20 protein-coding genes are annotated in these 25270 nt (G+C 65.2%); 10 read left to right on the forward strand and 10 right to left on the reverse strand.

Annotated features, from left to right (window positions below):
• Positions 1 to 546, forward strand: a 546-nt coding sequence (locus AB4Z00_RS09435) for a methyl-accepting chemotaxis protein (RefSeq protein ID WP_442045732.1), incomplete at its 5' end; no start/stop codon positions are given.
• A 63-nt stretch (positions 547 to 609) separates the two neighbouring features.
• Here the strand turns inward: AB4Z00_RS09435 and AB4Z00_RS09440 are convergent.
• From AB4Z00_RS09440 to AB4Z00_RS09455, 4 genes are all read right to left on the reverse strand, one after another.
• Positions 610 to 1062 (reverse strand): tRNA (cytidine(34)-2'-O)-methyltransferase, encoded by a 453-nt coding sequence (locus AB4Z00_RS09440; RefSeq protein WP_442045733.1) that lies wholly within the window; start codon positions 1060 to 1062, stop codon positions 610 to 612.
• A gap of 65 nt (positions 1063 to 1127) precedes the next feature.
• A complete protein-coding gene (locus AB4Z00_RS09445; RefSeq protein ID WP_243841195.1) occupies positions 1128 to 2450 on the reverse strand; it encodes an NtaA/DmoA family FMN-dependent monooxygenase in 1323 nt (440 codons plus the stop codon).
• 112 nt (positions 2451 to 2562) lie between these two features.
• The gene (locus tag AB4Z00_RS09450) at positions 2563 to 3285 is read right to left on the reverse strand and encodes a 4-carboxy-4-hydroxy-2-oxoadipate aldolase/oxaloacetate decarboxylase (protein WP_134095709.1); all 723 of its coding nucleotides are present in this window, start codon (positions 3283 to 3285) and stop codon (positions 2563 to 2565) included.
• Positions 3282 to 4238, reverse strand: coding sequence for a hydroxyacid dehydrogenase (locus tag AB4Z00_RS09455; RefSeq protein ID WP_132266100.1), 957 nt, complete (start codon positions 4236 to 4238; stop codon positions 3282 to 3284). The genes AB4Z00_RS09450 and AB4Z00_RS09455 overlap by 4 nt, the downstream gene beginning before the upstream one ends.
• Positions 4239 to 4387: 149 nt before the next feature.
• Here AB4Z00_RS09455 and AB4Z00_RS09460 point away from each other — a divergent pair, with 149 nt between their 5' ends.
• The gene (locus tag AB4Z00_RS09460; protein WP_442045734.1) at positions 4388 to 5311 is read left to right on the forward strand and encodes an SMP-30/gluconolactonase/LRE family protein; all 924 of its coding nucleotides are present in this window, start codon (positions 4388 to 4390) and stop codon (positions 5309 to 5311) included.
• A 60-nt stretch (positions 5312 to 5371) separates the two neighbouring features.
• Here the strand turns inward: AB4Z00_RS09460 and AB4Z00_RS09465 are convergent, their stop codons facing one another.
• Both AB4Z00_RS09465 and AB4Z00_RS09470 read right to left on the reverse strand, forming a co-directional pair.
• Positions 5372 to 8119: a TonB-dependent receptor gene (locus AB4Z00_RS09465; RefSeq protein ID WP_442045735.1), complete on the reverse strand. Its 2748-nt coding sequence runs from the start codon at positions 8117 to 8119 to the stop codon at positions 5372 to 5374.
• A gap of 234 nt (positions 8120 to 8353) precedes the next feature.
• A complete protein-coding gene (locus AB4Z00_RS09470) occupies positions 8354 to 10024 on the reverse strand; it encodes a family 43 glycosylhydrolase (protein ID WP_442045736.1) in 1671 nt (556 codons plus the stop codon).
• Positions 10025 to 10224: 200 nt separating this feature from the next.
• Here AB4Z00_RS09470 and AB4Z00_RS09475 point away from each other — a divergent pair, with 200 nt between their 5' ends.
• Genes AB4Z00_RS09475 through AB4Z00_RS09485 form a run of 3 tightly spaced genes read left to right on the forward strand, consistent with a single transcriptional unit; the run spans position 10225 to position 17286 of the window.
• Positions 10225 to 12606, forward strand: a complete 2382-nt coding sequence (locus AB4Z00_RS09475; RefSeq protein ID WP_442045737.1) for a DPP IV N-terminal domain-containing protein — start codon at positions 10225 to 10227, stop codon at positions 12604 to 12606.
• A 19-nt stretch (positions 12607 to 12625) separates the two neighbouring features.
• Positions 12626 to 15415, forward strand: coding sequence for a DUF5695 domain-containing protein (locus AB4Z00_RS09480; RefSeq protein ID WP_442045738.1), 2790 nt, complete (start codon positions 12626 to 12628; stop codon positions 15413 to 15415).
• A gap of 2 nt (positions 15416 to 15417) precedes the next feature.
• Positions 15418 to 17286 (forward strand): Svx/AvrXca family virulence/avirulence protein, encoded by a 1869-nt coding sequence (locus AB4Z00_RS09485; protein WP_442045739.1) that lies wholly within the window; start codon positions 15418 to 15420, stop codon positions 17284 to 17286.
• A gap of 27 nt (positions 17287 to 17313) precedes the next feature.
• Here AB4Z00_RS09485 and AB4Z00_RS09490 read toward each other — a convergent pair whose 3' ends face one another.
• Positions 17314 to 18210 carry a LysR family transcriptional regulator gene (locus tag AB4Z00_RS09490; RefSeq protein ID WP_442045740.1) on the reverse strand — a complete coding sequence of 299 codons (897 nt, stop codon included), beginning with the start codon at positions 18208 to 18210 and terminating at the stop codon, positions 17314 to 17316.
• A 182-nt stretch (positions 18211 to 18392) separates the two neighbouring features.
• Between AB4Z00_RS09490 and bdcA the strand changes: the two genes are divergently transcribed.
• Both bdcA and AB4Z00_RS09500 read left to right on the forward strand, forming a co-directional pair.
• Complete coding sequence (bdcA, locus tag AB4Z00_RS09495; protein WP_132266089.1) at positions 18393 to 19106, forward strand: SDR family oxidoreductase; 714 nt, start codon at positions 18393 to 18395, stop codon at positions 19104 to 19106.
• Positions 19107 to 19294: 188 nt separating this feature from the next.
• Positions 19295 to 19573, forward strand: coding sequence for a hypothetical protein (locus tag AB4Z00_RS09500; protein WP_243654233.1), 279 nt, complete (start codon positions 19295 to 19297; stop codon positions 19571 to 19573).
• A gap of 114 nt (positions 19574 to 19687) precedes the next feature.
• Here the strand turns inward: AB4Z00_RS09500 and AB4Z00_RS09505 are convergent, their stop codons facing one another.
• The 3 genes from AB4Z00_RS09505 to AB4Z00_RS09515 form a co-directional block, all read right to left on the reverse strand.
• A complete protein-coding gene (locus AB4Z00_RS09505; RefSeq protein ID WP_165921400.1) occupies positions 19688 to 19840 on the reverse strand; it encodes a hypothetical protein in 153 nt (50 codons plus the stop codon).
• 5 nt (positions 19841 to 19845) lie between these two features.
• On the reverse strand, positions 19846 to 20856 hold the full coding sequence (rsgA, locus tag AB4Z00_RS09510) for a ribosome small subunit-dependent GTPase A (RefSeq protein ID WP_431567138.1): 1011 nt from the start codon (positions 20854 to 20856) through the stop codon (positions 19846 to 19848).
• A gap of 219 nt (positions 20857 to 21075) precedes the next feature.
• Positions 21076 to 21477 carry a hypothetical protein gene (locus tag AB4Z00_RS09515; RefSeq protein WP_132266085.1) on the reverse strand — a complete coding sequence of 134 codons (402 nt, stop codon included), beginning with the start codon at positions 21475 to 21477 and terminating at the stop codon, positions 21076 to 21078.
• Between the two features lie 260 nt (positions 21478 to 21737).
• Here AB4Z00_RS09515 and AB4Z00_RS09520 point away from each other — a divergent pair, with 260 nt between their 5' ends.
• The 3 genes from AB4Z00_RS09520 (at position 21738) to AB4Z00_RS09530 (ending at position 25177) form a co-directional block, all read left to right on the forward strand.
• On the forward strand, positions 21738 to 22718 hold the full coding sequence (locus AB4Z00_RS09520; protein WP_442045741.1) for a sterol desaturase family protein: 981 nt from the start codon (positions 21738 to 21740) through the stop codon (positions 22716 to 22718).
• A 133-nt stretch (positions 22719 to 22851) separates the two neighbouring features.
• Positions 22852 to 23457 (forward strand): hypothetical protein, encoded by a 606-nt coding sequence (locus tag AB4Z00_RS09525; RefSeq protein WP_442045742.1) that lies wholly within the window; start codon positions 22852 to 22854, stop codon positions 23455 to 23457.
• Positions 23458 to 23599: 142 nt separating this feature from the next.
• Positions 23600 to 25177: a tetratricopeptide repeat-containing sulfotransferase family protein gene (locus AB4Z00_RS09530; protein WP_442045970.1), complete on the forward strand. Its 1578-nt coding sequence runs from the start codon at positions 23600 to 23602 to the stop codon at positions 25175 to 25177.
• Positions 25178 to 25270 lie beyond the last annotated feature (93 nt).

The raw sequence follows: 25270 nt of genomic DNA on the forward strand, positions 1-25270 counted from the left end.
CGCGTCAGCCGCGTCAGCCAGAGCGCCAAGGGCATCGATTCGGTGATCGAGGGCGTCGACAAGATCGCCTTCCAGACCCGCGTGCTGGCCATGAATGCCGCTGTCGAGGCGGGCCGGGCCGGCGATGCCGGGCGCGGCTTCGCGGTCGTGGCCGATCTTGTCTCGGCGCTGGCCATGCGCTCGGAAGAGGAAGCCAAGCGCGCCCGCGAACAGCTGACCGCCACCCAGACCGACATCGGCACCGCGGTCGATGCCGTCCAGCGCGTCGATGGCGCCTTCGAGACGATCTCGGAAGGCGTGGGCGAGGTCCATGCCCTGCTCGGCCAGATGGCGCAGGACAACCAGGCGCAGTCCACCGCGATCACCCAGATCAGCGTGGCGGTCTCGACGATGGACCATTCGACGCAGCAGAACGCGGCGATGGTGGAGGAAACTTCCGCCGCCGCACGCAATCTCACCACCGAGGCCGGATCGCTCAACGACCAGGCCGCCCGCTTCGATACCGGCGCGCGCAGGCAGGAGTTCCGTCTCTCCTCCGTCGCCTGACGGCGTATCGCCCCGAATGCCTGCCCGGTTCGATGATCGGGCAGGCATTTCGATGTGCGCCGGTCAGTTCGGCAGGGCTTCCGTCTGCCGCAGCGCCTCGCCCAGCGCGAGCGCTGCCGAGGTCGCCAGGTTCATGGAGCGGACCTGCGGCCGCATCGGGATGCGCAGCCGGGCGTCGCAGATATCCGAGACCTCGACGGGAACGCCCGCGCTCTCCTTGCCGAACAGCAGGATGTCGTCGGGCCTGAACGTGAACGTGTAGGCCGATTGTTCGCTCTTCGTCGTGAAGAGGACCAGCCTGCTCGCGCCGATCGTGCTTCGGAAAGCCTCGAAATCGGCGTGGCGCGTGATGGTGACGTGGTCGATGTAGTCCATGGCGGTGCGCCGCACGCGGCGGTCGTCCCAGGCGAAGCCCATAGGCTCGACAAGGTCCACGGCCGCGCCGAGGCAGGCGCTCAGGCGCAGGATGGCGCCGACGTTTCCAGCGATTTCCGGTTCGAAGAGTGCAATGCGCATCGAGGCTCATTGGCCCCGGTCGATGCACCATGCAAGCCCGAGCATGATGCATGCCGACCGGCGTTTCAGCGCAGCCCCAGATTGGCGGCGAAAGTCCGGCCTTCGTAGTCGCTGCGGAACACCCCGCGTTTCTGGAGGATCGGCACGACCTCGTCGACGAAGTTCGTGACCGAGGAGGCCATGACCGTGGGCGTGAGGTTGAAACCGTGGCACCCGGTTTCGCGCCAGATCTCCTCGAGCCTGGCAGCGACCTGTTCGGGCGTTCCGACGATCTGCGGCATGCCCACCGCAAGGCCCCACTTGATGGCGACTTCGCGCAAGGTGAAAGGGCGGTCGCCCAGAACCGAGGTGAAAGCCTTCATTAGGCCCTGCGAAGCCTGCGTCGCCTGTTCCTGCATCGGCTGATCGAGTTCGATGCCGGAAAAATCCACGCCCATCGTCCCGGAGAGGCGGGAGAGGCAACCGTCCAGCGGCAGCCGTTCGATGAGATCGTCCAGGTGTCGCTGCGCTTCTTCCTCGGTGCCGCCGAGGATCGGTTGCACGCCGAACAGCACGCCCGGCGCCTTGCGGCCGAGCCCGGCGGCGGCTTCGTCAAGCTGGCGCATGGTGCGCTGCATGCCGGGCAGGTTGGGCTGGATCGCGAAGACCACGTCGCCATGCTCGATGCCGAAGCGCATCCCGCGCCCGGAGGTGCCGGCCTGGAACAGCACCGGCCGTTTCTGGGGGGAGGGCAGGACCGGCCCGACCGTCTGGCACTTGTGGAACTCGCCCTTGAAGTCGACGAATGCGACTTTGGCAGGATCGGCATAAACGCCCGCGTTCCGGTCGGCGAGCACGGCACCTTCGCCGATCGAATCCCAGAGGCGGTAGCAGATCTCCATATATTCGTCGGCCGCGTCGTAGCGGCGGTCGTGCTCCAATTGTTCGAGGCCGAGCGCCCGATGCTCGCCGCGCAAGTGCCCGGTCACGATGTTCCAGCCGACGCGCCCGCCCGAGAGATAGTCGAGCGTGGAAAGCTGCCGCACGATCGTCCAGGGGCGGTAGGAACTCGTGGACATCGTGGTCGCCAGGCCCAGATGCTCGGTGGCGGCGGCGAGGGCGGAGAGCAGGACCACGGGATCGTGATTGGGCCAGCAGATGCCGTACTTCACGGCGTCCTCGTGGCTGTCGCGGTAACGGTCAAACACGCCGGGTGTGTCGGCGAAGAACAGCCCGTCGAACCGGCCGCGCTCCAGCGTGCGGACTAGGTCCTGCCAGGCCTTCAGGTCGGCCATGGCATCAAGCCGGTTGTCGCCGGGGGCCGCCCAGCTGAGCACGGTGTGGTTGATCGGGGAATGGATCTGGAAGCTGACCAGATGCATTCGCCGGTCTGCAGCCTTTGCGGTCATTGGCTCTCTCCTCGCAGCTCAATTATGCCGGTTTCCCGGGGGCCGGTTTGCAGGAAGCACCGAAGCCGACGATCGCCGGCCTCGGCACTCCCTGCAAGACCCTGCCGGACCGCTAGCGGTCCCCTCCCCAGGTGCAGTCGTGAATCTCGATGCCGAGTTCGGCGACGATCCTGTCCATGCCGAGGATCCCGAAAAGCACTTCGCCTTCGCCGATGCGGCGGCGGAATTCGACTTCGGCGGCGGCGCGTGCCTCCGCCCTGTCTACAGTCTGTTCTATCAAGGCGCGCGGGATCACCAGCACCCCGTCGGAATCGCCGACCACGAGGTCTCCGGGTTCCACCCGCACCCCGTCGGCCACCACCGGCACGTTGACGGCGGCAGGCCCGCGTTTCTTCGGGTGCTCGACCGAAACGGCGGTGGACCAGACCGGATAGCCCAGCGCGCGGATGGCATCGACGTCGCGCATGGCGCCATGCACCACGGTTCCGGCCAGGCCCTTGCGCTGCGCATATGTGCAGGCGACATCGCCCCAGAGGGCACCCTGGTGCCCCCCGCCATTGGTGAGAACCAACACGTCGCCCGCTTCGGCCACCCAGAGGGCGGCGTGGATGGCGAGATTGTCGCCGGGGAAATTCCATGCGGTGACGGCGGGGCCGCAGAGTTTCTGTCCCGGCGCGATCGGCGTCATGGCAGGGCTCATCAGCCCCATGCGCCCGGCGATTTCACCCAGGCCCTCGTGCAGGTCGGCCACGCCGAACCGGGCGGCGCGGGCGACCAGGGCGGGGTCGGGTCTCGGGATCTGACGATAGATGACGGACTTCAGCGGCGCGGTCATGCAAGGGCCTCCGGATTGAGCAGGGTCTTCGGCCGCTCCCCGCGGCTCACGTCTTCGACGACTTGCGCGACGTTCAAGGCCATGTCGCGCATGCCCGCCTCGGTCACGCCGGCGACATGCGGAGAGAGCAGGCAGTTCGGCAGAGCGAACAGCGGATTGTCCGGCGCGGGCGGCTCCGCCTCGAAGACGTCGATACCGGCGCCGGCGATCTGTCCCGCTTTCAAGGCATCGGCCAGTGCCGCCTCGTTGACGATGCCGCCGCGAGAACAGTTCACGAGGATCGCGTGGCGCGCCATCATGCCCAGTTCCACGGTGTCGATCAGGCCGCGCGTGGCTTCGGTCAAAGGCGTGTGGATGGAGATCACGTCGCGGCGCAGGATCTCCTCCAGCGGCAGCGGTTCCGCCCCGGCCCCGCGGATCTCCGTATCCGGCACCATCGGGTCATAGGCCGCGACTTCCGCGCCGAAACCGGCTGCGCAGATCCTTGCCACGCAGCGGGCAATGCGGCCGAACCCGATGAGGCCCACGCGCGCGCCGGTCAGGTCGCCCAGCCGCACCGTCCATCGTTCGTTCCAGCGACCCTCGCGCACCAGGCCGTCCATGTCGCGCGTGCGGCGCAGCAGGGCCAGCATCATGGCCACGGCGCCTTCGGCCACGGCAGTGGAATTGTTGCCGCCGGGGGTATTGGCGACGATGACGCCGCGGGCGGATGCGGCGGCCATGTCGATATTGTCCACCCCGGCGCCGTGCTTCACGATCGCTTTCAGCCGCGGCATGGCCCCGAAAATCTCCGGGCCGAGCGGGCTGGTGCGGATCACGATGACGCTGGTTTCGGCGAGCCGGGCGTCGTCCCGCCAGTTCGCCGGTGCGATGATATCGTGTGCTTGCGACATCCGCTCTACGCCGATGGCATGAATCGGGTCGATGATGCAGACGAGCTCGCGAGAACTCATGGGACCTTCACCTCTCCAGCGATATGTATACGTGTTGTTGCTGTTTGGAAGGGTAGATCCTAAAAATTGGCCGTCAAGCGGAGGGCGGTATATTTAATGTATCCAATAAGTGCAAACCGTCTGGGCGATTTCAGGAAAGGATAGGAAGCATGTTCGCAGCGCCGCCCGCCGTCATGGCGGAAGTATTCTGCCGCATTCCCGACACGCTGCGCCGGTTCGGCGAAACCACCGAATGGGCGCGCGTGCAGCTTCATGGCGCCGCCGCGCCGGTCTTCCTCGAAGGGCCGGTCTTCGACGCAGAGGGCAACCTCTGGGTGACCGACATTCCCTGGGGCCGATTGTTCCGCATCGATCCCGAGGGCCACTGCAAGGTGGGTTTCGAATACGATGGCCAGCCCAACGGCATGAAGTTCCTGGCGGACGGACGGCTGCTGGTGGCGGATCATCACAAGGGCATGGTGATCTGCGACCTGGCCAGCGGTCAGTCCGAGGTCTGGTTCGATCGCTATCTGCTGGAGCCGTTCCTGGGCTGCAATGACCTGACCATCGCGCGTAACGGCGATATCTATTTCACCGATCAGGGCCAGTCGGGCTGGCAGAACCCCAATGGCCGCCTGTTTCGCGTACGCGCCGGCAGTGGGCGGCTGGAACTGCTGCTCGATGGCATTCCCAGCCCCAACGGCCTCGTGCTCAACAAGGCCGAGACCGCGCTCTTCCTGGCCGTTACGCGCGCGAACGCGGTCTGGCGCTGCCCCTTGATGGACGGCGGCGCGGTTGTGAGCAAAGTCGGGACCTATATCCAGATGTCGGGAGGTTCCGGCCCCGACGGGCTCGCCATCGACGAGGAGGACAACCTGGCGGTCTGCCATGTCGGCTTCGGCGCCGTCTGGCTGTTCAGCAACCGGGGAGAGCCGATGCTGCGGATCGACGTGCCGGAAGGGCGCTATACCACTAACGCAGCCTATGGCGGGCCGGACAATCGCTGGCTCTATTTCACGGAATCAAGCACCGGCACCATCTATCGCACCGAGATGCCGGTGCCGGGGCGCCCGATCTTCACTGCAAGCATCTGAAACGCCAGGACGCCATGACTGCCGGGTGGCAATCATGGCGTCCCGCCGATGGGCTCTGGATCAGAAGCGGAAGCGGACGCTGCCCTGGACGGTACGCGCCAGAGTGCGGACGCCGAGGGGAAGCAGGTCCTCGCTGCCGTGATAGCGGTAGACATCGCTGCCCAGGATGTTCGAGGCTTCCAGCGACAGCGTCATGAACGATATGGGCGTATAGTTGATCGCCGCATCGAGCCGGTCGGTTGCGCCGTTATAGGGCGAATACCGGGCGCGGTCCGAGCCCTGGCCGTCGAGCCAGAAGCCGATGCGATAGGACGAGCGGTAGTTGTAGGCCACGCGTGCGCTGAAGCTGGGCGTGTCGTAGAACAGGGTCGCGTTGGCCGTCCACTTCGAGGTGTTGGGGGAGTCGAACTCGCCCGGGAAGCTCTCCTCATCGTCGTATTCGACGCGGGCCTTGAGAATGTGCGAGGCGTTCAGGCTGACGCCGAAGTTGCTGAGAATGCCCGGCAGGAAGTCGAAGAACGACTGGACCGTGCCTTCAAGACCCACGAAAGTACCGTCGCCTGCGTTCCGCTGCTGCTCGACATAGCCGAACGCAGCGCCATAATCTGCGAGGTTGACGCCGTAAGCCGCCATTTCGGCCGCCGATGCCTGTTCGCGGCTATAGAGCAGGAAGCCGGTGGCCTTCTTGTAGTAGCCTGCCAGCGAGATCTGGCCGCCGCGACCGAAGTAGTATTCGGCGCTGACGTCGAAGGCCTGGTCGCGTTGCGCCTTGAGGCTTGGATTGCCGGCATAGACGATCGGCGGATTGTTGGTGAGGTTAAGCGAATAGAACGGACGCGCGTCGGAAAAGGTCGGACGTTGGACGTTCGTGGAGTAGGACAGGCGCAGCTGTGCTTTCGGCGTGAAATGGATGACGGCCGAGACGCTGGGCAGGATGTCGGCGTAGTTGCCCTGGCCCTCTGCGGCCTCGACGATATCCTGATTGCCGTTGGAGGCATCGCCCGGCCGGTAGCTGAAGCTGCTCGACGTGCCCCAAGTGTTGGTGAAGCGAGCGCCGATCAGCCCTTCGACGGGGATGTTGCCCATGTCGAAGCCGTAATTGATCTGCGCATAGGCCGCGAAGTTCTTTTCGTTGGAGCTGAAAGTCTGGCCGCGGTCGCTCGGCGGATCGATGGTGGAGAAGCGCGCGGCATTGGCGGGATCGTACTGCTGAATGAAGGCACGAACGTCGTCGATCTGGCTCAGCACCAGGGAGCCGGGGATGCGGTACCACTGCATCGTCGATCCGCCGATGTCGGGGCCGACCTGGGATGCCATATCGTAGCCGGGGAACAGGCTGAGCGGAGCGGGCGCGCCGTTCACGCGGGGCAGGCCGTCGCGGTAACCGTAGTAATTGCTCGTACGACGCTGGTTGAAGCGGCCACCGACCTGCAGGCTGCGCAGCAGCGAGGTTTCGCTGAGCTGGATCGTCAGGTCTGCCTGGGCCGCGAATTCCTTGTTCTTGGAGCCGCCGAGATTGTCCTGGAAGCGGTCGACGCCGTAGGACGAGACGTCGTTCAGGTCGGCGCCGTTGAGCGTGATCGAAGGCGCGCCCTTGCTGTAGATGTCCGAGGCGAAATCGACGGAGGCGGAGGTCAGGCCCTGAGGCTTGAGAATGCTCTCGACGAAGTAGTTACCCGTCTTCGACCAGTTGTATTGCACGCCGGTATTGATCTGGACTTTGTCCGAATGCCAGTGCGCTTCGAAGTTCGTGGTGTAGAGATCCGAGTGGATCGAGTTGTACAGGGAATCGATGCCGGCATTGACGCCATTGGCGTTGCTGACGGTCAGCGATTTCACGGTTCTGCCGTCGGGCATCAACACGATGTCGCTGTAGTTGCTGGCGTAAGGCATGTCCTGGACGTAGAGACGCTCCACCGAGCGCTTTTCGCGTGATCCAACGTAGCCGCCTTCCAGCACGAAATCGAGCTTGTCGCTGGCCTTCCACTGCAGAACCGCATTGATCGAAGGACGCTTCACGTTGCCCTGCTCGATGCCGTACTGCGCGCGATAGGGGATGACGATGGTACTGCCGCCAACGACAGTCTGCGTGGGCGACTCGCTCTCGATGAAGTTCTCGCGGTAGTTGGTCTTGGTCCAGGAGCCGTTGAGCAAGAAGCCGATCTCACCGATACCGGTCTCGATGCGGTTGGCAATCAAGAGACTGCCGTAAGGACTGACTTTCTCGGACTGATCGTCGTAGGAGCCGCGAATGCTGCCCGCGACCGTAAGGCCCTTCTTGAGATCGAAGGGGCGGCGCAGTTCGACGTTCACGGTGCCCGCGATGCTGCCTTCCACCTGATCGGCCGACCGGGTCTTATAGACGTCCACCTGCTTCAGCAGTTCCGCCGGAACATCGGAAAGGTCGATCGAGCGGCCAGCACCGAGGTTGGTGTTGTTGCCGTTGATCGTCGTCTGCACCTGGTCGAGGCCGCGGATGGTCACGCTCTGGCCTTGTCCGCGGGCGCGCTCGATCTGCACGCCGGTGACACGCGCGAGGGCTTCGGGGACATTGTTGTCGGGCAGCTTGCCGACGTCTTCCGAGACGACGGAATCGACGATCTGCTTGGAATTCCTCTTCTTGGTCGCGGCGGCTTCGACACTGCCGCGCACGCCGGTAACGAGGATGTCTACGGGGGCGGCCTGGCTCTGGTCCGACAATTCGGAAGCGGTGCCCAGCGTGCCCTGTGCCCATGCAGGAGCAGCCATCCCGACCGCGACGATCGAAGTCAGCGCCGTCGAAAGCTTCAAGACTCTCAATGATTTCATCGAAAAACCCCCTGTTTTGATCCGCGGCACCTTCGATCCGATGCCCTTACTTATATCGTATACGTCCTACGATATTCGTAACGAGTCAAGGCGATTGTGACGGTTTGGAAACATTTTTGTCCGACTAGATGGGGTTCGGCGACAGATCTGAAAAGCGGATGGCAAAAGAGGCGCGGGTTTGTAACCCGCGCCTCTCCTGAGCTTTTTGAAGGTTTGCTGACCCGTTCGGTAAGATCAGGAGCAGCTATCCGGTGGCGAATTGTCCGAGCGGACGGCAATGGGCTGAGGTTTCGGAGCCAGGACTTCCCATTCCTGGACGGCCAGTGCCGCATGGGTCTTTCCGTCCGTAGAGGCGTCCATCACCGCGCGGAGGCAGCGGGTCGTGATCGCAGGGAACGAAACATCCTGGAACGCGCCGGGGGTCGTACCGTAGGCGCTGGCCCTGGGAACGGTCTTCCAGCCGCGCTTGCCTGTAGTATTCCAGTATTCGAGATGCCAGCTTGCAGGCGGCGCCACGCCCACGCCGGATCCGGCCGGCTGGTCGTTCCAGAACCACAGGCGCGACCCGTCGATCGTCACCGGCTTGTCCCAGCGATATTCGATCCACTGACGCGGCGGATTGTTCGGTGACCAGCTGCCCCACATGTCGGGCGGGAGCGGTGCTTCCTTGACGGCGCCGTTGTTCAGGGCCTTGATCCAGAACTGCACCGGCACGGGATCGTTCGAGGCGGTGGCCCAGGCCGCGCGCGCAATGTTGCGGCTGGGCGGCAAGGGGGGCTGCGGGCGCAGGGTCGGCACGACGGTGCGAATGCGCGCGGGGACAACGCTGTCGTCCCATTCCATCCTGTCCAGCGCGACGCTGCGGCGGAAGTGTCCGCCGCCTTTCGCATCCGCCGTGTGATAGGCAAGGTACCACTGCCCCTTGAACTCTACCGCGCCCGGATGGGAGGTGGTGGAGGATACGGGATGCAACATGACGCCCCGATAAGTCCACGGTCCCATTGGAGAGGGCGCGCTGCCATAGGCGATGCAGGCATAGTAGACGGCCTGCGTGCAGTCGGATTTCGGGCCGGCGTTGTTGCCGGCGTAGAGCATGTAATAAGTGCCCTTGCGTTTCATGATCCACGGGGCTTCGAAGAAGCCGGTCAGGCCGGTGACGGTCTGTTCGGGTGCCTTGGGCGTGATCATGTCACGCGCCAGTTCCATCCCGCGAAGCTGGCCGAACGTGCCCCAGTAGATATAGACCCGCTGGTCGTCGTCGACGATCACGGTGGGGTCGATGTTCTGGATCTTGTTGGGATAGGGCACCTTCTGCGAAATGATCGGACCGGCTGGATGGGCATCGCGCCACGGCCCCAGCGGACTGTCGGCCACGGCCACGCCGATCGCGAACTTGTCCTCGGCGTCGCTGTCGCTCTCCAGCACGGGGGCATAGAGGTAGTAGCGCTTCCTGCCGTCTGCGGCGCGAGGCCCCTCGACGATCTGGCCGGCGTAGGCGCGGGCCTTCTCGGCCCAGGCGAAGACATTCTCCGGCTTGATGATGGCAGGGTAATGCGTCCACTTGCCGGAGGCGGGATCCGCGGTCTTCAGCAGTTGCCATTCGGGCATGATGAAGTCGTTGACGTCGCTGGCCGCCTCGTCGCGACCCGTGAGGATCCAGAGCTGGCCATCGGCGACGAGCGGTGCCGGGTCGGTGGAATAGTAGTCGCCGTCGGCGAGAATGGGATTGCCGGGAACCGTAAGCTCGCGGCTGACCGGGGCGGTTTCCTGAGCGCCGACCGCCGCCGGCGAAAGGCCGATTCCCAGGATCGCCGCCCATGCGCAGGCCTGGGTTCGGGCCGAGGCGGCACCGCGGCCGAGGGGAAGGGCAGGGCGCCGGCCAGTTCCACGCCTAGTTGATTGCACGCTGATACTCCTATCGAATATCGTATACAGTGGAGGCGTTCCTGGCTTTCAGTCAATAGGTTCCTGCGCAAGTTCTGGGGTAGCGCTATCAAACAGCGCATTAAGACAAAACTGATTATATATCGTATATTTTCCTTGATTATCGATTAGCCGGAGGTCATGACACGATGGTCTTCCGAAACAACCGAGCGATTTCAGCCGTGCGTGCTTCGACCTTACCTTTCGCGAAATCGATCAGCCTCGTTGCCCTGGCCTGGGCGGTGCCGATGCTCACGGTCACGGCCGAAGCGCGCGATACGCGCGGCGCGGCCGCAGCCGTCCCCAGCATCGACGCGCGTTATGCCGATGCCGAGAAATACCTGGGCAGCGCGCTGGGCGACCTCATCGACAATGCCGATGTCGCGCCTCGCTTCGTGGAGGGCGGGTTGTTCTACCGCACCGGCAACCGGCTGGAGCAGCATTACCACTTGCTGGACCTTGCCAGCCAGCAGAGCCGGGAGATCACCTCCACCGCAGCGCTGCTGGCGGCGCTGACCGCTGCCAAGGGCGCTCCGGTCTCGATCGACGATGCCCGGATCGCCGATGTCGACTACGACCCCGCGCAGGGCGAAGTGCGGTTCCGCGCCTTCGACGGTGCGCTCTGGAGTCTGGATGCGGCCGGCAAAGCCCTCCAGGTCGAAGCGGCCGATCATCGCGAGATGGATCTTGCTTCGCCGGACGGCAAGACGAAGATCGTCGCCCGGGATTTCAATCTCTACGCCGTGGATATCGCCAGCGGCCGCGAAGTGGCCCTCACCACGGACGGTACGCGGGAGCAGCCTTATGGCCGCTCGATCCCGGAATTGTCCGATATCCTGCGCGAAGGAACCGAGGAACCGGCCATGCCGGTATCGGCGCAGTGGTCACCGGACGGCCGCTACCTGCTGAGCTGGCGGCTCGACACGCGTGCGGTGAAGAAGCTTTCGATCACCCAGCAGAACCCGCCCGGCAGTTTCTACCCGCGCAGCTTCAGCTACGTCTATCCGCTGGCGGGGGCCGAGAAGCTGCCGCAGGCGACGCGCTTCGTGGTGGATGTCAGGCAGGCCCTGCGCAAGGGCAAGGCGCAGATCGTGCCGATCCAGATGCCGGCGGAATCGCTCCTCTATCCCGCGCCGCCGGACATGGGCTGGCTGGATGGCAAAGTCCGCGCGCTCTGGACCGAGCGCGGCTACGGGCAGCAGGCCGTCTACCTCGCCGATCCGCAGACAGGCGCGGCCCGGATCGTCGTGCACGAGGCGGTGAAGCCGGTCGTCACCGTGACTTCGAGCATGATCTTCCCCGCGCCCGAACTGGGCGGCGAACTCTCGATCTCCGAGCGGACCGGCTGGGCGCAGCTTTACCTCGTCACACCAGACCTCGGTCCGGATGGCGGGAAGGCGCTGACCACCGGGGCCTGGGAAGTGCTCACCGTCGATAATGTGGCGGAGGACAAGGCGTCGCTGGTCGTCACCGGCGTCGGCCGCGAAACATCGGGAGAAGGCGCGCGCAATCCCTATTGGCGCGCGCTGTACCGGGTTCCGATCGCGGGCGGCGAACTCACCGAACTCACGCCCGAGCCGCTCGATCACAATGCCCAGGTCTCGCCCGACGGCAAGTGGATCGTCGATCAGATGTCGAGCCCGACAACGCCCACGCGCGCGGTGCTGCGCGAAGGTGCGACTGGACTGATAGTCAAGGAACTGGCGCGGGCGGACGACAGCCGCCTGCGCGGAACCGGCTATACCCCGCCCGAACCGTTCAAGGGTGTTGCCGCGGACGGCACGACGCCGATCTACGGCATGATCTACCGCCCGGCGCATTTCGATCCCGGCCGCAGCTATCCGGTGATCGACAACGTCTACACCGGCCCGACCACCACGGATGTGCCTGCCACCTGGAGCGACGCGCGGCGCGTGGCCGGCAACAGCGTGGCGCAGATCGGCGCGATCGTCGTGATGATCGACGGCACCGGCACCTCGCGGCGCGGACAGAAGTTCCGCCTGCCTGCCTTCCAGAACCTCGGTGAGGTGGGGCTGGACGATCACATCGCGCTGATCCGCCAGATGGCCGCGAAATACCCTTATATGGACGTGAACCGCGTGGGCGTGTTCGGCGGTTCGGCCGGGGGCTATGACACCGCACGCTTCGTGCTGCGCCGCCCGGACTTCTTCAAGGTGGGCGTCGCCTCCTCGGGCAACCACGACTTGCGCCTCGACAAGACCTGGTGGCCGGAAGTCTCGATGGGCTATGCCGACGAGGCGACCTGGGAGCGGAATTCGAACATGGCGGTAGCGGGCCAGCTCAAGGGCCACCTGCTGCTCGTCCACGGCGACATCGACGACAACGTGCCCATCACCGAGAGCTACCGGCTCGCCAAGGCGCTGATGGATGCCGGGAGGGACGTCGATCTGATCGTGATGCCCAATGCCACGCACAACGTCTACCGGCCCTTCTTCTGGAAGAAGCTGCGCGACTATTTCACCCAGTACCTGCTCGGCGAAACGCCGCCTGCACTCGGCCCGGTACAGCCGGCCAAGCCCGCCGTCGCCACGGCCGCCCACTAATTTCCTTCAAGGATCAGAAATGAAGCGTCTCCTGAAGCCCCTTCCGCTCATTGCCCTGGTGCTCGGCACTCTGCCGGCGGCGTTGCCCACGAGCATCGCTCACGCGGAGGAGGGCGAGGCGCCGAAGCCGAAGAAGGTATTCCCCCCGATCCGCAAGACCGAGATGGAGACGGCAACCTTCGATCTCGCCTTGCGTGCGGATACCCAGACGCTGGCCCATCTCTCGCCCAAGGGTGACACCGCTTTCGACTTCGTGCCGGCAGGCCGCGAGGCCGAACGTGCAAGCGACGGCTACGTCCACATCGGCGACATCCACATCCGCCTCAAGACGGCGGGTTCCGAGTGGCAGGACTATTCTTCCGCCCATGCGCGCCAGCAGATCACGGCGCTGCCGGGCGGCAAGGACGTGCTTGCCGCCGCCGACATCACCGCGTCGATGGGCACCTCCGGAAATGGCGGGGCAATGCCGCTGCGCGTCGAGCGCCGCTGGGTGAACGAGGCGGGCGTGCTCGCCATGCGCTTTACCCTGGTCAACACCAGCAGCGCCGCGGTCGAGATCGGCGGCCTGGGCATGCCGATGGTGTTCGACAACATCATCCTCGATCGCGATCTGGACCAGGCCCATGCCGAGGCGAGCTTCGTCGATCCCTACATCGGCCGAGACGCGGGCTATCTTCAGGTCACGCGCCTCAACGGACAGGGACCGGCGCTGCTGGTGCTGCCCGAGAAGGGCACACCGCTCGAAGCCTATCGCCCGATCATCGAGGCGCGCGCCGCCAGGAATGGCGATATCTTCACTGACAAGAGCCAGCGCAGCCAGGTCTCGGAAGGGTTCTACGACTGGACGGTGGCCAGCAAGGGCTTCGCCGAGAAGGAATGGGCCAAGGCCGGCCAGCAGTGGAACGCGCCGACCAGCATCACGCTAGCTCCGGGTGAAAGCCGCACGATCGGCCTCCGCTTCGTGACTGCCCCTGATATCCGCAAGATCGAGGACACGCTGGTGGCGAACAAGCGCCCGGTCGCGGTGGGCATTCCCGGCTATGTCGTGCCGACCGACCAGACCGCCAGCCTGTTCCTCAAGACACCGAGCAAAGTGGCGAAGATCGAATCCTTCCCCGAAGGCGCGCTCACCGCCACTTCCGAGAAGAGCGGCACCTACAAGAACGGGGGGGGATGGTCCCGCTATCAGGTCAAGGCTTCCGGCTGGGGCCAGGCGCGGCTGACCGTGACTTATGCCGATGGCCAGAAGCAGACGGTCAGCTACTACATCACCAAGCCGCTCGAACAGGTGATGGCGGACATCGGCCACTTCACCACCACCGACCAATGGTTCGAGGGCAAGGGCGATCCCTTCCACCGCAGCCCTGCGATCCTTTCCTACGACCGCGAGGACAACAGGATCCTCACGCAGGATGGCCGCGTCTGGGTGTCCGGAATGAGTGACGAGGGCGGTGCCGGTTCGTGGGTTGCCGCGATGATGAAGCAGCTCGACAATCCCAATGCCGAGGAAGTCGCCAAGCTGGAGCGCCTCGTCAACGAGACCGTGCTCGGCACCCTGCAGGTCGAGGATGGCCCGCAGGCGGGCGCGGTGAAGAAGAGCATCTTCTACTACGATCCGGTCGAGTTCCCGAACTACTACGATCCCAAGATCGACTGGAAGAGCTGGACGGCCTGGTCGAAGAAGGATTCGGATGATCTCGGCCGCTCCTACAACTATCCACATGTCGCCATCGGCCACTGGGTGCTCTACCGCCTTGCGCGTGACAACCAGGGCCTGGTCAAGCAGCACGATTGGAAGTTCTACCTGGAGTGGGCCTACCGCACGTCCGTGGCGATGATGCGCGATGCGCCGTACTATGCGCAGTTCGGGCAGATGGAGGGCGATGTCTTCATCGACATCCTCAAGGATCTCAAGCGCGAGGGCCTGAGTGCCGAAGCCACGGAAATGGAGGGCCTGATGAAGGGCCGCGCCGACCACTGGCGCACGCTCAAGTTCCCGTTCGGCAGCGAGATGGCCTGGGATTCCACCGGCCAGCCCGAAGTCTACGCCTGGATGCGCTATTTCGGCTATCAGCCCCAGGCGGACGAAACGCGCGAGGTCATCCTCGCCTACGATCCCACCATTCCGAGCTGGGGCTACAACGGCAATGCCCGCCGCTACTGGGATTTCCTTTATGGCGGCAAGGTCTCGCGCATCGAGCGGCAGATCCACCACTACGGCTCCGCGCTGAACGCAGTGCCGCTGTTCGACGCCTATCGCCAGAATCCCACCGACCTGCACCTCCTGCGCGTCGCCTACGGCGGCATGATGGGCGGCGTGACCAATATCGACCAGCAGGGCTTCGGTTCGGCCGCGTTCCACTCCTGGCCCGACATGATGAAGTGGGACGCCATCACCGGCGACTACGGCATGGGCTTCTACGGCCACGCCATCACCTCGGCGACTTACATGGTCGACGATCCGCAGTTCGGCTGGCTGGGCTTCGGCGGCGAACTGACGGCTAAGGGCGCCCGGGTTCATGTCGAACCGAAGGACGGAGCCCGCCGCCGCCTCTTCATCGCCCCGGCAGGCCTGTGGATCACGCTGGAATCGGGCCGCATCAAGAGCGCCGATTATGACGCGAAGACCGGCAAGGTCGTGCTGAAGCTCGATCCGGCCACGGCGATCGCCCCGCGCGCGCGTCTCCTGTTCGAGACGACCACGGCTGGCGGCAAGACTTACGCCGCGGACACCGGCACCGCCGATCGCGGCGGCTTTGCGATCGCGCTGGGCGATGCGGAAACCACCGTCACGCTAAGCCCGCGCTGACGATGAAAGTCCTGCTTCAGGCTTCGGTGCTGGCTGTTCTTCTTTCGGGAGGGGCCTTCCCGCCAGCGCCGGTGCTTGCCTCCCCGGTCACCGGCTCCACACCGAGTGCGGCCTGCGTGGCCGGGGACTGGAAGGTGGCCGCCACCGATCCTTCGGACGCGGCGAATTCCGCGCTGCCGCTCCAGATGGAAAGCCCGCATTTCGCGCTTCACTGGAAGGCGGGCACGGTCGACCCCGAAGTGGCCAGGGCTGCCGCGAAGCATCTGGAATATGTCTGGGACTATTTCCTCGGCACTCTGAAATTTCCCGAGCCGCATTGCGACTCTGCGGGCAAGTTCAAGGTCAACGCCTATATCGGCGTGGGTTACGGCCTTACCGGCGGCGCCGATGAGCTGGGCCACATGGGCATGTGGATCGATCCGGGTGCCCTCAAGGACCGCTTCGGTCTTGCCCATGAACTGACGCATGCGCTTCAGGCCGCCACCGGCCGCCTGATGGATTCGCCCTACACCGGCTGGATGTTCGAGAGCCATGCCAACTGGATGACGGTGCAACTGCCCGAATTCCGCGAAAACACGCATTGCTCGGTGCTGCTCAAGCAATATCCGCACCTCTATTACGGCTCCACCCGCAGCCGTTATTGCAATTGGCAGTTCTTCGAATACCTCAAGGACACATACGGCTTCGAGGCGGTCAACGCGATCTGGCGGACCGCCCCTGGCAAGGACGACCCCGCGCGTCTCACTGCCGATCCCTTCTCCGTCCTCCAGGCTAGCCGGAACTGGACACAGGCGCAGCTTAACGACGTGTTCGGGAACTGGGCGCTGCGGAACGCCAATTGGGACTACACCAACCCCGATGGCAGCGACCAGGGCGCGGTTTTTCGCCGGAACTACGGGGCTTACGAGCAGACGACCGACGCCGGCATTCTCTCCGCGACAGTGCTCGATCCGGTGGACCTGCGCCGCCGCCGCTTCGCCGTGCCGGACATGTGGGCGCCGCAGCGCTGGGGCTACAATGTGGTCAGGCTGCATCCCGATCCCGGCAGCGCGCGGGTGACCGTGACGTTCCGGGGTATCGTCCAGCAAGCCAGCGCGACAAACGCGTTGCCGGGGCTGGCGGACGAGCCGGAAACGATCGCGCCGCCCGCATCCGACTGGCGCTGGGGTGTCGTCGCGGTGGGGGCGGACGGCAAGAGCCGGTACTCCCCCTTGCAGAGCGGCGCAAAGGGCGTGGCTGCGATGGCTGTTCAGGCGGGCGACACCGGCCTCTACCTCGTCGTCATGGCTACCCCTTCGCGGATGCAGAAGATCCGCTGGGACCAGCCCTATTACGCGATCTATCGCTATCCCTGGATGGTCCAGTTCGAGGGCGCGATGCCCGACCGCTGGCAGGCCGGTGCGCCGGAGTCGATCCCGGGCGGCCACCGCCACGCGAACGGCGGCGGCTGGGTCGGCCCCGCCGCCACGGTGGCGCCGGGCGCTTATGTCGGCCCCTATGCCCGCGTGGTTTCCGGCACCGTTTCCGGCAAGGCGCGGATCGAGGATCACGCCGTCGTGCTCGACAAGGCGCAAGTAAGGGACGAGGCGGTGGTTTCGGGCCTCACGGTGCTGCGCGGCGACACCGTGCTGAAGGACAAGGCCCGTGCCGCCACCGCGATGCTGGGCATAGGGGAGTACGAGAAGGGCATCGTTCTTTCGGGAACGGCGCAGAACCTTGGCGATGTCGAGCAGCGCGGCGGTTCAGCCTCCAGCGGGGTGTTCTACGGCTTCGTCGATCCCGAGAGCGTCAAGGATCCAAGGCACGGCGCGAATCTTTCCGCGCCCGTCCCGGAAGTCACCGCAAGACCGCGATACCGCTGGATCCCCTGAAAGGATCGCCCGCGCAGGGCGGCGCGGTCACGATTCCCAGTAGGGTGGATCGCCGAAGCTGCGGCGCAGACTTTCGGCCAGGGCGCGGATCTTGGGGGCGGCGCCGTGGTCGCGGGGATAGGCAAGGAACAGCTCCGCGCCCTCGGCCTGAAGCCCGATGTCGATCTCTTCCAGGGTTCCGCTGCGGACGGCGTCGTGCACGAAGAAACTGGGCAGCAGGGCGATGCCGAGGCCCGCTGCGGCGGCATCGCGCATGACCAGTCCATTATTGACGCGGAGCCCTGCATTCGGGCGGATCACGGACCATCCCGTCTCCGTGGCGAAGCGCCAGTCGCCAGACCTGTTCGAATAGAGGATGCCGCGGTGGCGCTCCAGTTCCGCCAGCGAGGCGGGCCGGCCCTCCCGCTCGAGATATGCAGGCGAGGCAACCAGCAGGCGCCGGCTGGCGGCCAGGCGGCGGGCGATCAGGCGGCCATCGCCCACCGCACCGTGCCGCAACACGGCATCGAAGCCGTCGCTGCCCGCATCGACGAAGCCGTCATCAAGCTCCAACGACACCTCGATATCGGGATATTCGCCAAGAAATCGCGCAAGGGCGGGACCCAGATGCAGGATGCCGAAGCCGACCGGGGCGGAAAGCCGGAGCGGGCCGGACAGTCTGCCGCTGCGGGCCGCTAGTTCCGCGGCGGCTTCCTCCGCCTCGCGCAGGATTCGCCGGGCGCGGGGCAGGAAGGTCTGGCCGCTGCTGGTCAGGGAGAGTTTGCGCGTCGAACGTTGGAGGAGCGTCGCGCCCAGCGAGCGCTCCAGTTCGGCCAGCCGCTCGCTCACCACGGACTTGGCCAGGCCAAGCCGCCGCGATGCCGCGCTGATGGATCCTGCGTCGGCCGTGGTGAGGAAAGCCACGATCCCGTCGAACTTCATCATTGTTCGGAAATCCCGTCGTCCAGTTCCGGCATTTGCCGGCTAGTTCGAACGATGCCCGCAAGGCATCTACAAGTCCAGAGGGCGGGCCGAACCACCTTGCCGGGATCTTCCCGGGGAGGCGGCCCACCGGCAGGATCTGGTTCCAGAACCTGAGAGACAACCACGAGAATGGAGACAAGGTCATGAACGAATTCACTGGCAAGAACGTCCTGATCCTCGGCGGCAGCCGCGGAATCGGCGCCGCGATCGTCCGCCGGTTCACCGCCGGTGGCGGCGATGTCGCCTTCACTTACGCCGGTTCGCGCGAAGCGGCCGAGGCCCTGGCAGCGGAAACCGGCGCCGTGGCGATCCGCGCCGACAGCGCCGATCGCGGCGAAGTGATCGCTACCGTGGCCGGACGCGGCGCACTGGACGTGCTGGTCGTCAATGCCGGCACGCTGGTGCTGGGCGATCCGCTGGAACTCGATGCCGACGCGGTCGACCGCATGATCGACATCAATGTTCGCGCGCCCTATCACGCCGCCGTGGAAGCGGGACGCCGGATGAACGCCGATGGCCGCATCATCGTCATCGGATCGGTCAATGCAGACCGCATGCCTTTCGCGGGCGGGGCGGCCTATGCCCTGACCAAGGCGGCCATGCAGGGCATGGTGCGCGGCCTGGCACGCGATTTCGGCGACCGGGGCATCACCGTCAACAGCATCCAGCCCGGCCCGACCGACAGCGAAATGAACCCGGCCGAAGGACCCATGGCAGCCACCATGCACAGCTTCATGGCGATCAAGCGCCATGCCCATGCGAGCGAGATCGCCGAACTCGCGGCCTTCGTCGCCGGCCCGCACGGGGCGATGATCACCGGCTCCATGCAGACCATCGACGGCGGCTTCGGGGCTTGATCGTCAGTCCGCTGAAAAGGCTTCAGTCACTTTAGCAATAGGGGCCGGGCGAGGGTATTTCCTCGTCCGGTCCGTCTGCGCGTTGCGGCTTTCCCTCATGCGCAAGACCAAATTACCCCTACTCCGATAGCCCAATTGAAACCCTTCCACGAGGCGCGCATTCTTGGTTACGTTGAGGAGACTCGGTAGTGGCAAACGAATGCATTGCGTATCGTGATTCAAAGGGGGGCCTTCACGGCTCGGCGGAAAAGGCCACGCTGGAAGACCTGGCCGGCGTTCTGGGGCGCGTGGGAGACGAAGGCGGCATGACGGCCGGCGTTGCCCGCATGATTTTCGACAAGCGGGCAGAAATCGAGCGGGTCTTTGCCGAGCACGACGCCATCATGGCTTCGGCCGACAGCCGCCGCCCGGAAGACCCGGTGGAACTCATCACCACCCCGGCAGCACAGATCCACGTCGTGAACTAGGCTGCGACTTGCGCGCTTTGCCTGGTGCTGGCGACAGCATCCAGGCGTGAGCGCGCGCTTGAAGTTCGCAGTGCCGCCGTCCGATGCCCATGCGGGCATCCTTCGGCGGAGTCTTCAGGCCTTGCGGGCCTTGTGTTCGGCCAGGAGCTTGTCCAGTTCGTCGATCCGCAGCCGCTCGGGCGAGCCCTTCGGAAGGCCTTTCAGGCGGCATTCGGCCCAGAGGCTCCTGCGTTCGGACTCCAGAGCCTTGAGATAGAGGTCAGCCACGGTGTTTATCTCCTGTCGCTGCGGCCACGCCGTTCGGGCACGCCAGCGGTGTTGTTGATGTCTTCGGCGGAGAGCTTGCGCCAGCGTTCCAACCGCTCGGGCTCCAGCGTGCCTGCGGCGAGCGCTGCCTGTATCGCGCAGCCCGGCTCCTTGTGATGCCCGCAATTGGAAAAGCGGCATTGGCTGGCGAGAAGCGTGATGTCGTCGAACACTTCGGCAAGGCCGGTGGCGGCCTCGGCCAGCTTGAATTCGCGCATGCCCGGGGTGTCGAGTAGCCAGCCGCCGCCGGTCAGCCGGTGCATTTCGCGCACGGTCGTGGTGTGGCGGCCCTTGCCGTCATGCTCGCGCACGGCTTGGGTGGCGATGCTGTCGGACCCGCGCAAGCTGTTGACCAGGGTGGACTTGCCGACGCCGGAGGAGCCCATCAGCGCCACCGTTTGCCCGGGGCCGCAGCGAAGAGAGAGATGGGCGACGCTCTCAGGGTCGCGGGCGTTGACGGTTTCTATCTCGAGGTCGGCCTGAAGCCCCAGCGCGGCCTTGCGGAAATGGTCGAGCCGATCCGTCAGGTCGATCTTGGTAAGCACGAGCACGGGCGTGACGCCCACTTCGCGAGCCAGCACCAGATAGCGCTCCAGCCGCGGCACGCTGAAATCCTGGTTGCACGAGGTGACGATGAACAGCGTATCGACATTGGCGGCAATCAGCTGGACCCGGCGGTCGTTGCCGGGCGCGGGGCGCTTGAACAGGTTTTCACGGTCCAGCAGGCGCTGCGCTTCGTGCTTTTCCCGCCCGACAAGCATCCAGTCGCCCACGGCAGGGCGGTCCTCCGGTCCCCGGGAAGCAGGCAGGCGCGACGATATCAGCCCCTCGAACTCGGCGCCGACGACGGTGACGAGGCCGCGATAGACGGCCATGATCCGTACCGGCAAAGTATCGCGTCGTTCGTCTTCGGAGAGCTGGTTGCTGAAGAACGGCCTCCAGCCGAGGTCTGCCAGCGAAGGGAGGGGCGCATCCATGAGCAGCGAAGGGGCTTTCCTGTCGATGTCCGCAAAGCTGCGGGCGGTGCTGAAACGCCGGGCGGCAGCCGCGCGGCGGCGTGACGCGGCGAGGTCCCATCGATCGGCGCCGGATCATCACGGCGCATACACATCAACGGGGCCGTTGGATATGCCCAGTTCGCAAAAAGCCGCAGTCCGGCGGCAGGGGGCGTGGCAGCCGCCCCGAACGCGGCGCTATCAGCTGCTGGCCTCGGCACCGCGATGATAGCCGTAGCCCGGTTCGGCGCCCCGAATGTCGAAAGTGAACCACGCGCTTTCGCCGTAATCGTACAGCTGGACGAAATGGTCAGTGACCTGGGCGGAATAGGCGTGGTCGGCGCCGCGGTCGTGGCCGCGGACCTTGGCACCGTCGATCTCCATGGAAACGAAGGCTTCTGCGCCGGTGTCGTAGATCTCGGGAAGGGTGCCGCCGAACTTCACCGCGCGGTCGCCATCGAAGCCCTGCAACTGGGTGCCCCGGCTCTCTGCGGCGATCTGCAGATCGCGCTTGGCCGAATGATCGAACACTCCGGCGACTTTCTTGCCGGCGACAAAGGCGTAAGCTGCTGCGGCGATCATCGCGCGGGTTTCTGGAAGCATGCCCTCATGTGCCACTTCAGGGGCAGGGAAATCAAGCCTTCTCGGCGAATCGCGCCAGCGTCCGCATTGGGAGCGGGGAGGCTGCCAAGGCGCGACGCTCCGAGCATGGCTTTCCTGCAGGAATGTGGCAGTCGATCCAAAACCCGCAGGTCCCGGCACGATTAGCGACGATATGCTGTAGACGCGAGCACGACTCCGTATTACTATGATTCCAATTAGTATTACTAAGACGGGTGGAAGAATAATACGAGGGCAGGCGCATGGACGGAGTTCGCGTAGGTAAAAGGCTGATAGGCACTCAGGCACCGGTCACGGTGGGCTGGGAAAACATTCCCCGGGTCGAGGGCGGTCCGGTCAAGCAGTTCGTTTTCACCTGGTTCCAGCCCACAGTGCTCTTCGCGCTGATCCTGTTCTGGTACTATGCTCCCAATTCCATCGCCAAGGCATCGACCGCGATCGGCATCGGCATCGGCTTCAAGGTGCTGTTGCTGGCGATGGAATGGAAATTCCCCCGCCACGAAAGCTGGAACCTCACCTGGAAGGAACTGGTGACCGACCTTTTCTACGTCGGGTTAGGCTATACCGCGCTCCGCATGGTCGATGGCTACATCGGCGATGGCGCGATGATCGAGGGCATCCAGCACTTCTTCCACTCGGACAAGTTCACTTGGTTCCTGGGCATGCCGCTGCTGCTGCAGGCTTTCCTGATCGCCTTCATCTTCGACTTCGGGCAATACTGGATGCATCGCGGGATGCACAACTGGTACCCCTTGTGGCTGTCGCACTCGGTGCACCACTATATAACCCAGCTGAACATCAACAAGGGCGCCGTGGGCAACCCGACCGAGCTGTTCCTGATCGGCCTGGGTATCGGCGGTTTCTTCGATTTCCTGCCGCGCGCCGCGCTGCTGGCCGGGGCTTTCGGCATGGCGATCGGGACGTACCAGCATATCAACGTGCGCTTCAACAGCCCGCGCTGGTGGCGCTTCCTGTTCAACACCACCGAGCATCACAGCCTGCACCATTCGCAGGACTTCGAGGCCAGCCGCAGCAATTATTCCAATACCTTCATCTTCATCGACCGCATCTTCGGCACTTGCGTCGATGGCGAGGCGGAGCTGCTCGGCATGGAAGGCGGCCGCCGCATGTCGATCCGCGAGCAGATGACCTATCCCTTCACCGAGGGCTGGAAAACGCTGAAGGAGCGCCTCGCCCGTCCCGAGGCGGTACCGGCCGAGTGAGCGCCAGAGTGAGCGCCTGCCTGCACGGTCGGCCTCTTCGCTCCGCCATGCCTTGCCCGAAGCGGTCGTTCGCGGCCCGGCTTCAGCCCTGCCGCGCGAAGCGGCAGGGCTGGGCTCTCCACAAGGAGATCACATGAACCTGCGTTTCATCGACTGGATCTGGCATGTCCGGGGCAGCCTGGCTCTCGCGCCCGACCAGTCCGGCGACGATGCCTTTGACAGGCTTCGTCCGCTTTTTCGCCAGACCGGCACCAGCCACGAGCGCAACAGTGACCGGCTGGTCTTCCAGAAGAAGGACCAGGCCGCCCAGGACAAGATGTCCGTGTTCGACGGCGGCGTGCTGCGGATCGAGAAGGGGCTGGCCGGATCGGTGCTCCATTACCACCTGACCAGCCGTGCCCTGCTGTTCTGCTTTCTGGCGCCCCTGCTTTTCCTGGCGTTTGCCCAGTTGACCGTCGTTCTCGGCAAGTTCGAGAAGCCCGCCACGCAGACCGAAAGCAAGAGCGCGAAATCGGCCAGGGATGACGCGGCGCTGCCGATGAACTTCATCGACAAGGCGCTGGGCGCTCCCGCTCCCGAAAAGAAGGATCCGAAGAAGCCCAAGGAAAAGGACAAGAAGCACTCCCCCACGCCCGGTTATGTCTTCGCCGGCATCTTCGCGTCGCTCTATGTCGTGGGGCGCATTCTGGAGGACAGGCTCGTCCGGTCCCTGTTCAGGAAGAAGTTGCTGGGATCGTAGCCGGTCGCAAGGCCCGGGCATCGGCCGCGCCGGATGAGATGGACTTGTGCGGGCGCATATGGTTTCTCTACCTCATGGTTCTGCAAAGCATGACGAGAGCGATGGGTGATTTCCTGTCTTGCTGACGGCCGTTTCGCCCGCGATGCTTGAGCGACAGGCGCGTGCCGCGCTCGCGCAGGGCGATCTGTCGCAGGCTGCCGCAGCGGCGCAGCAACTGGTCGCTGCCGATCCGCTTCGGGCCGAGGGTTACTTCCTGCTGGGCATGGCGGCGGCGGAAGCCGGCCATGTGGCCAAGGCCATTCCCCTGATCGAGGCCGCTGCCGCGCGGGGCGGGCAGGCCGAGCATCTGGCGCAGCTGGCCAGATTGCTCGTCCTCGTCCGGCGCGAGGGAGAGGCGGGCGCGGCTGCGCGAGCCGCCATGGCGGCGGGGCCGGGCGATCCGCTCACCTTCGATACCATCGGCTGCGTCCTGGCGCGGCTTGGCGACCATGCGGGATCGCTGGCGCCCTTCAGCGCGGCGGTGGATGGCGAGCCCGAAAACCTCGACTACCGCTACAACCTGGCTGCTGCCTGCGGCTTTACCGGCAAGGTCGAAGCGGCGCGGGACCACTACGAGGCGATCCTGGCGCGCGATCCGGGGCATGGCCGCGCGCATTATGCCCTGGCGATCCTGTCGCGGCAGTCGGCGCAGAGCCACCATGTCCCGCGGCTGGAGGCGGCGCTGGCCTTGGACCCGCGGCCGGAAGATGCGCTGCGCATCCGTTACGCGCTGTCCCGCGAACTGGAGGACATCGGCGAAAGTGCCGCCTCGCTGGCGCACTTGTCCGCGGCCAATGCCGCGCAGAAACGCGCGCTCCGCTACGACTTCGCGCAGGACGCAGCCATCTTCGACGCGATCGAGGCGCTGTTCGGGGGAAGGCCCGCCGAACTGGCGCGCGGCGCGGGGGATGGCAGCGAAGCGCCGATATTCGTGGTGGGCATGCCGCGTACAGGCACGACCCTGGTGGATCGCATCCTGTCCTCTCATCCGGCCGTGGAGGCTGCGGGCGAACTTCAGGCCATGCCGCTGGCGGTCAAGCAACTGGCGCTGCCACATCTGCCCGGCGCGCCTTCGCGGCAGGTCATCGACCCCGAGACCGTGGCGGCCAGCGGCAGGATCGAACCCGCTGCGCTTGGCGCGGCCTATCTGGCGCGCGCCAAAGTTCACCGCACCGGTGAGAAGCCGCGCTTCACGGACAAGCTGCCCGCCAATTTCCTCTACATCGGCCATATCCTGCGCGCCCTGCCGGAAGCGAGAGTGGTGTGCCTGCGCCGTCATCCGCTGGACACGGTGTGGAGCAACTTCAAGAACCTCTTCGCCAGCCAGTCGGCCTACTACGCCTATTCCTACGATCTCATGGATACGGCGCGCTACTACGCGCGTTTCGACCGGCTGCTTGCGCTGTGGGAGGAAATCTGGCCCGGCCGCGTGCTGCAACTGTCCTACGAAGCGCTGGTCACGGACCAGGAAGGGGAAACGCGCAGGCTGCTGGAGTACTGCGGCCTGGACTGGGACGCGGCGTGCCTGTCCTTTCACGAGAACCGCTCGGCCGTCGCCACCCCCAGCGCGGCGCAGGTCCGCCGGCCGATGAACCGGGACGGGATGGGCAAGTGGCGCGCTTACGAGGCGGCGCTGGCCCCCGCGCGCGACTGGCTGCGCACCCAGGGCATCGAGGTCTAGCCTCCCGAAAGGACAAGGGCCGCCGCCTCGGAAGGCGGCGGCCCTTGCGATGATCGGCGCGGGAGGAATGGGGCACCGCGCGGTGCCCCGTTC

Source organism: Novosphingobium sp. YAF33, assembly GCF_052113265.1.
Classification (GTDB): Bacteria; Pseudomonadota; Alphaproteobacteria; order Sphingomonadales; family Sphingomonadaceae; genus Novosphingobium.

What these genes read in the sequence shown, in the direction of transcription:
- AB4Z00_RS09440 (WP_442045733.1), bottom strand. Translation starts at nt 1,062, where the DNA reads ATGCGCATTGCACTCTTCGAACCGGAAATCGCTGGAAACGTCGGCGCC.
- AB4Z00_RS09445 (WP_243841195.1), bottom strand. Translation starts at nt 2,450, where the DNA reads ATGACCGCAAAGGCTGCAGACCGGCGAATGCATCTGGTCAGCTTCCAG.
- AB4Z00_RS09450 (WP_134095709.1), bottom strand. Translation starts at nt 3,285, where the DNA reads ATGACCGCGCCGCTGAAGTCCGTCATCTATCGTCAGATCCCGAGACCC.
- AB4Z00_RS09455 (WP_132266100.1), bottom strand. Translation starts at nt 4,238, where the DNA reads ATGAGTTCTCGCGAGCTCGTCTGCATCATCGACCCGATTCATGCCATC.
- AB4Z00_RS09460 (WP_442045734.1), top strand. Translation starts at nt 4,388, where the DNA reads ATGTTCGCAGCGCCGCCCGCCGTCATGGCGGAAGTATTCTGCCGCATT.
- AB4Z00_RS09465 (WP_442045735.1), bottom strand. Translation starts at nt 8,119, where the DNA reads ATGAAATCATTGAGAGTCTTGAAGCTTTCGACGGCGCTGACTTCGATC.
- AB4Z00_RS09480 (WP_442045738.1), top strand. Translation starts at nt 12,626, where the DNA reads ATGAAGCGTCTCCTGAAGCCCCTTCCGCTCATTGCCCTGGTGCTCGGC.
- AB4Z00_RS09485 (WP_442045739.1), top strand. Translation starts at nt 15,418, where the DNA reads ATGAAAGTCCTGCTTCAGGCTTCGGTGCTGGCTGTTCTTCTTTCGGGA.
- AB4Z00_RS09490 (WP_442045740.1), bottom strand. Translation starts at nt 18,210, where the DNA reads ATGATGAAGTTCGACGGGATCGTGGCTTTCCTCACCACGGCCGACGCA.
- bdcA (WP_132266089.1), top strand. Translation starts at nt 18,393, where the DNA reads ATGAACGAATTCACTGGCAAGAACGTCCTGATCCTCGGCGGCAGCCGC.
- rsgA (WP_431567138.1), bottom strand. Translation starts at nt 20,856, where the DNA reads ATGGATGCGCCCCTCCCTTCGCTGGCAGACCTCGGCTGGAGGCCGTTC.
- AB4Z00_RS09515 (WP_132266085.1), bottom strand. Translation starts at nt 21,477, where the DNA reads ATGCTTCCAGAAACCCGCGCGATGATCGCCGCAGCAGCTTACGCCTTT.
- AB4Z00_RS09520 (WP_442045741.1), top strand. Translation starts at nt 21,738, where the DNA reads ATGGACGGAGTTCGCGTAGGTAAAAGGCTGATAGGCACTCAGGCACCG.
- AB4Z00_RS09525 (WP_442045742.1), top strand. Translation starts at nt 22,852, where the DNA reads ATGAACCTGCGTTTCATCGACTGGATCTGGCATGTCCGGGGCAGCCTG.
- AB4Z00_RS09530 (WP_442045970.1), top strand. Translation starts at nt 23,600, where the DNA reads ATGCTTGAGCGACAGGCGCGTGCCGCGCTCGCGCAGGGCGATCTGTCG.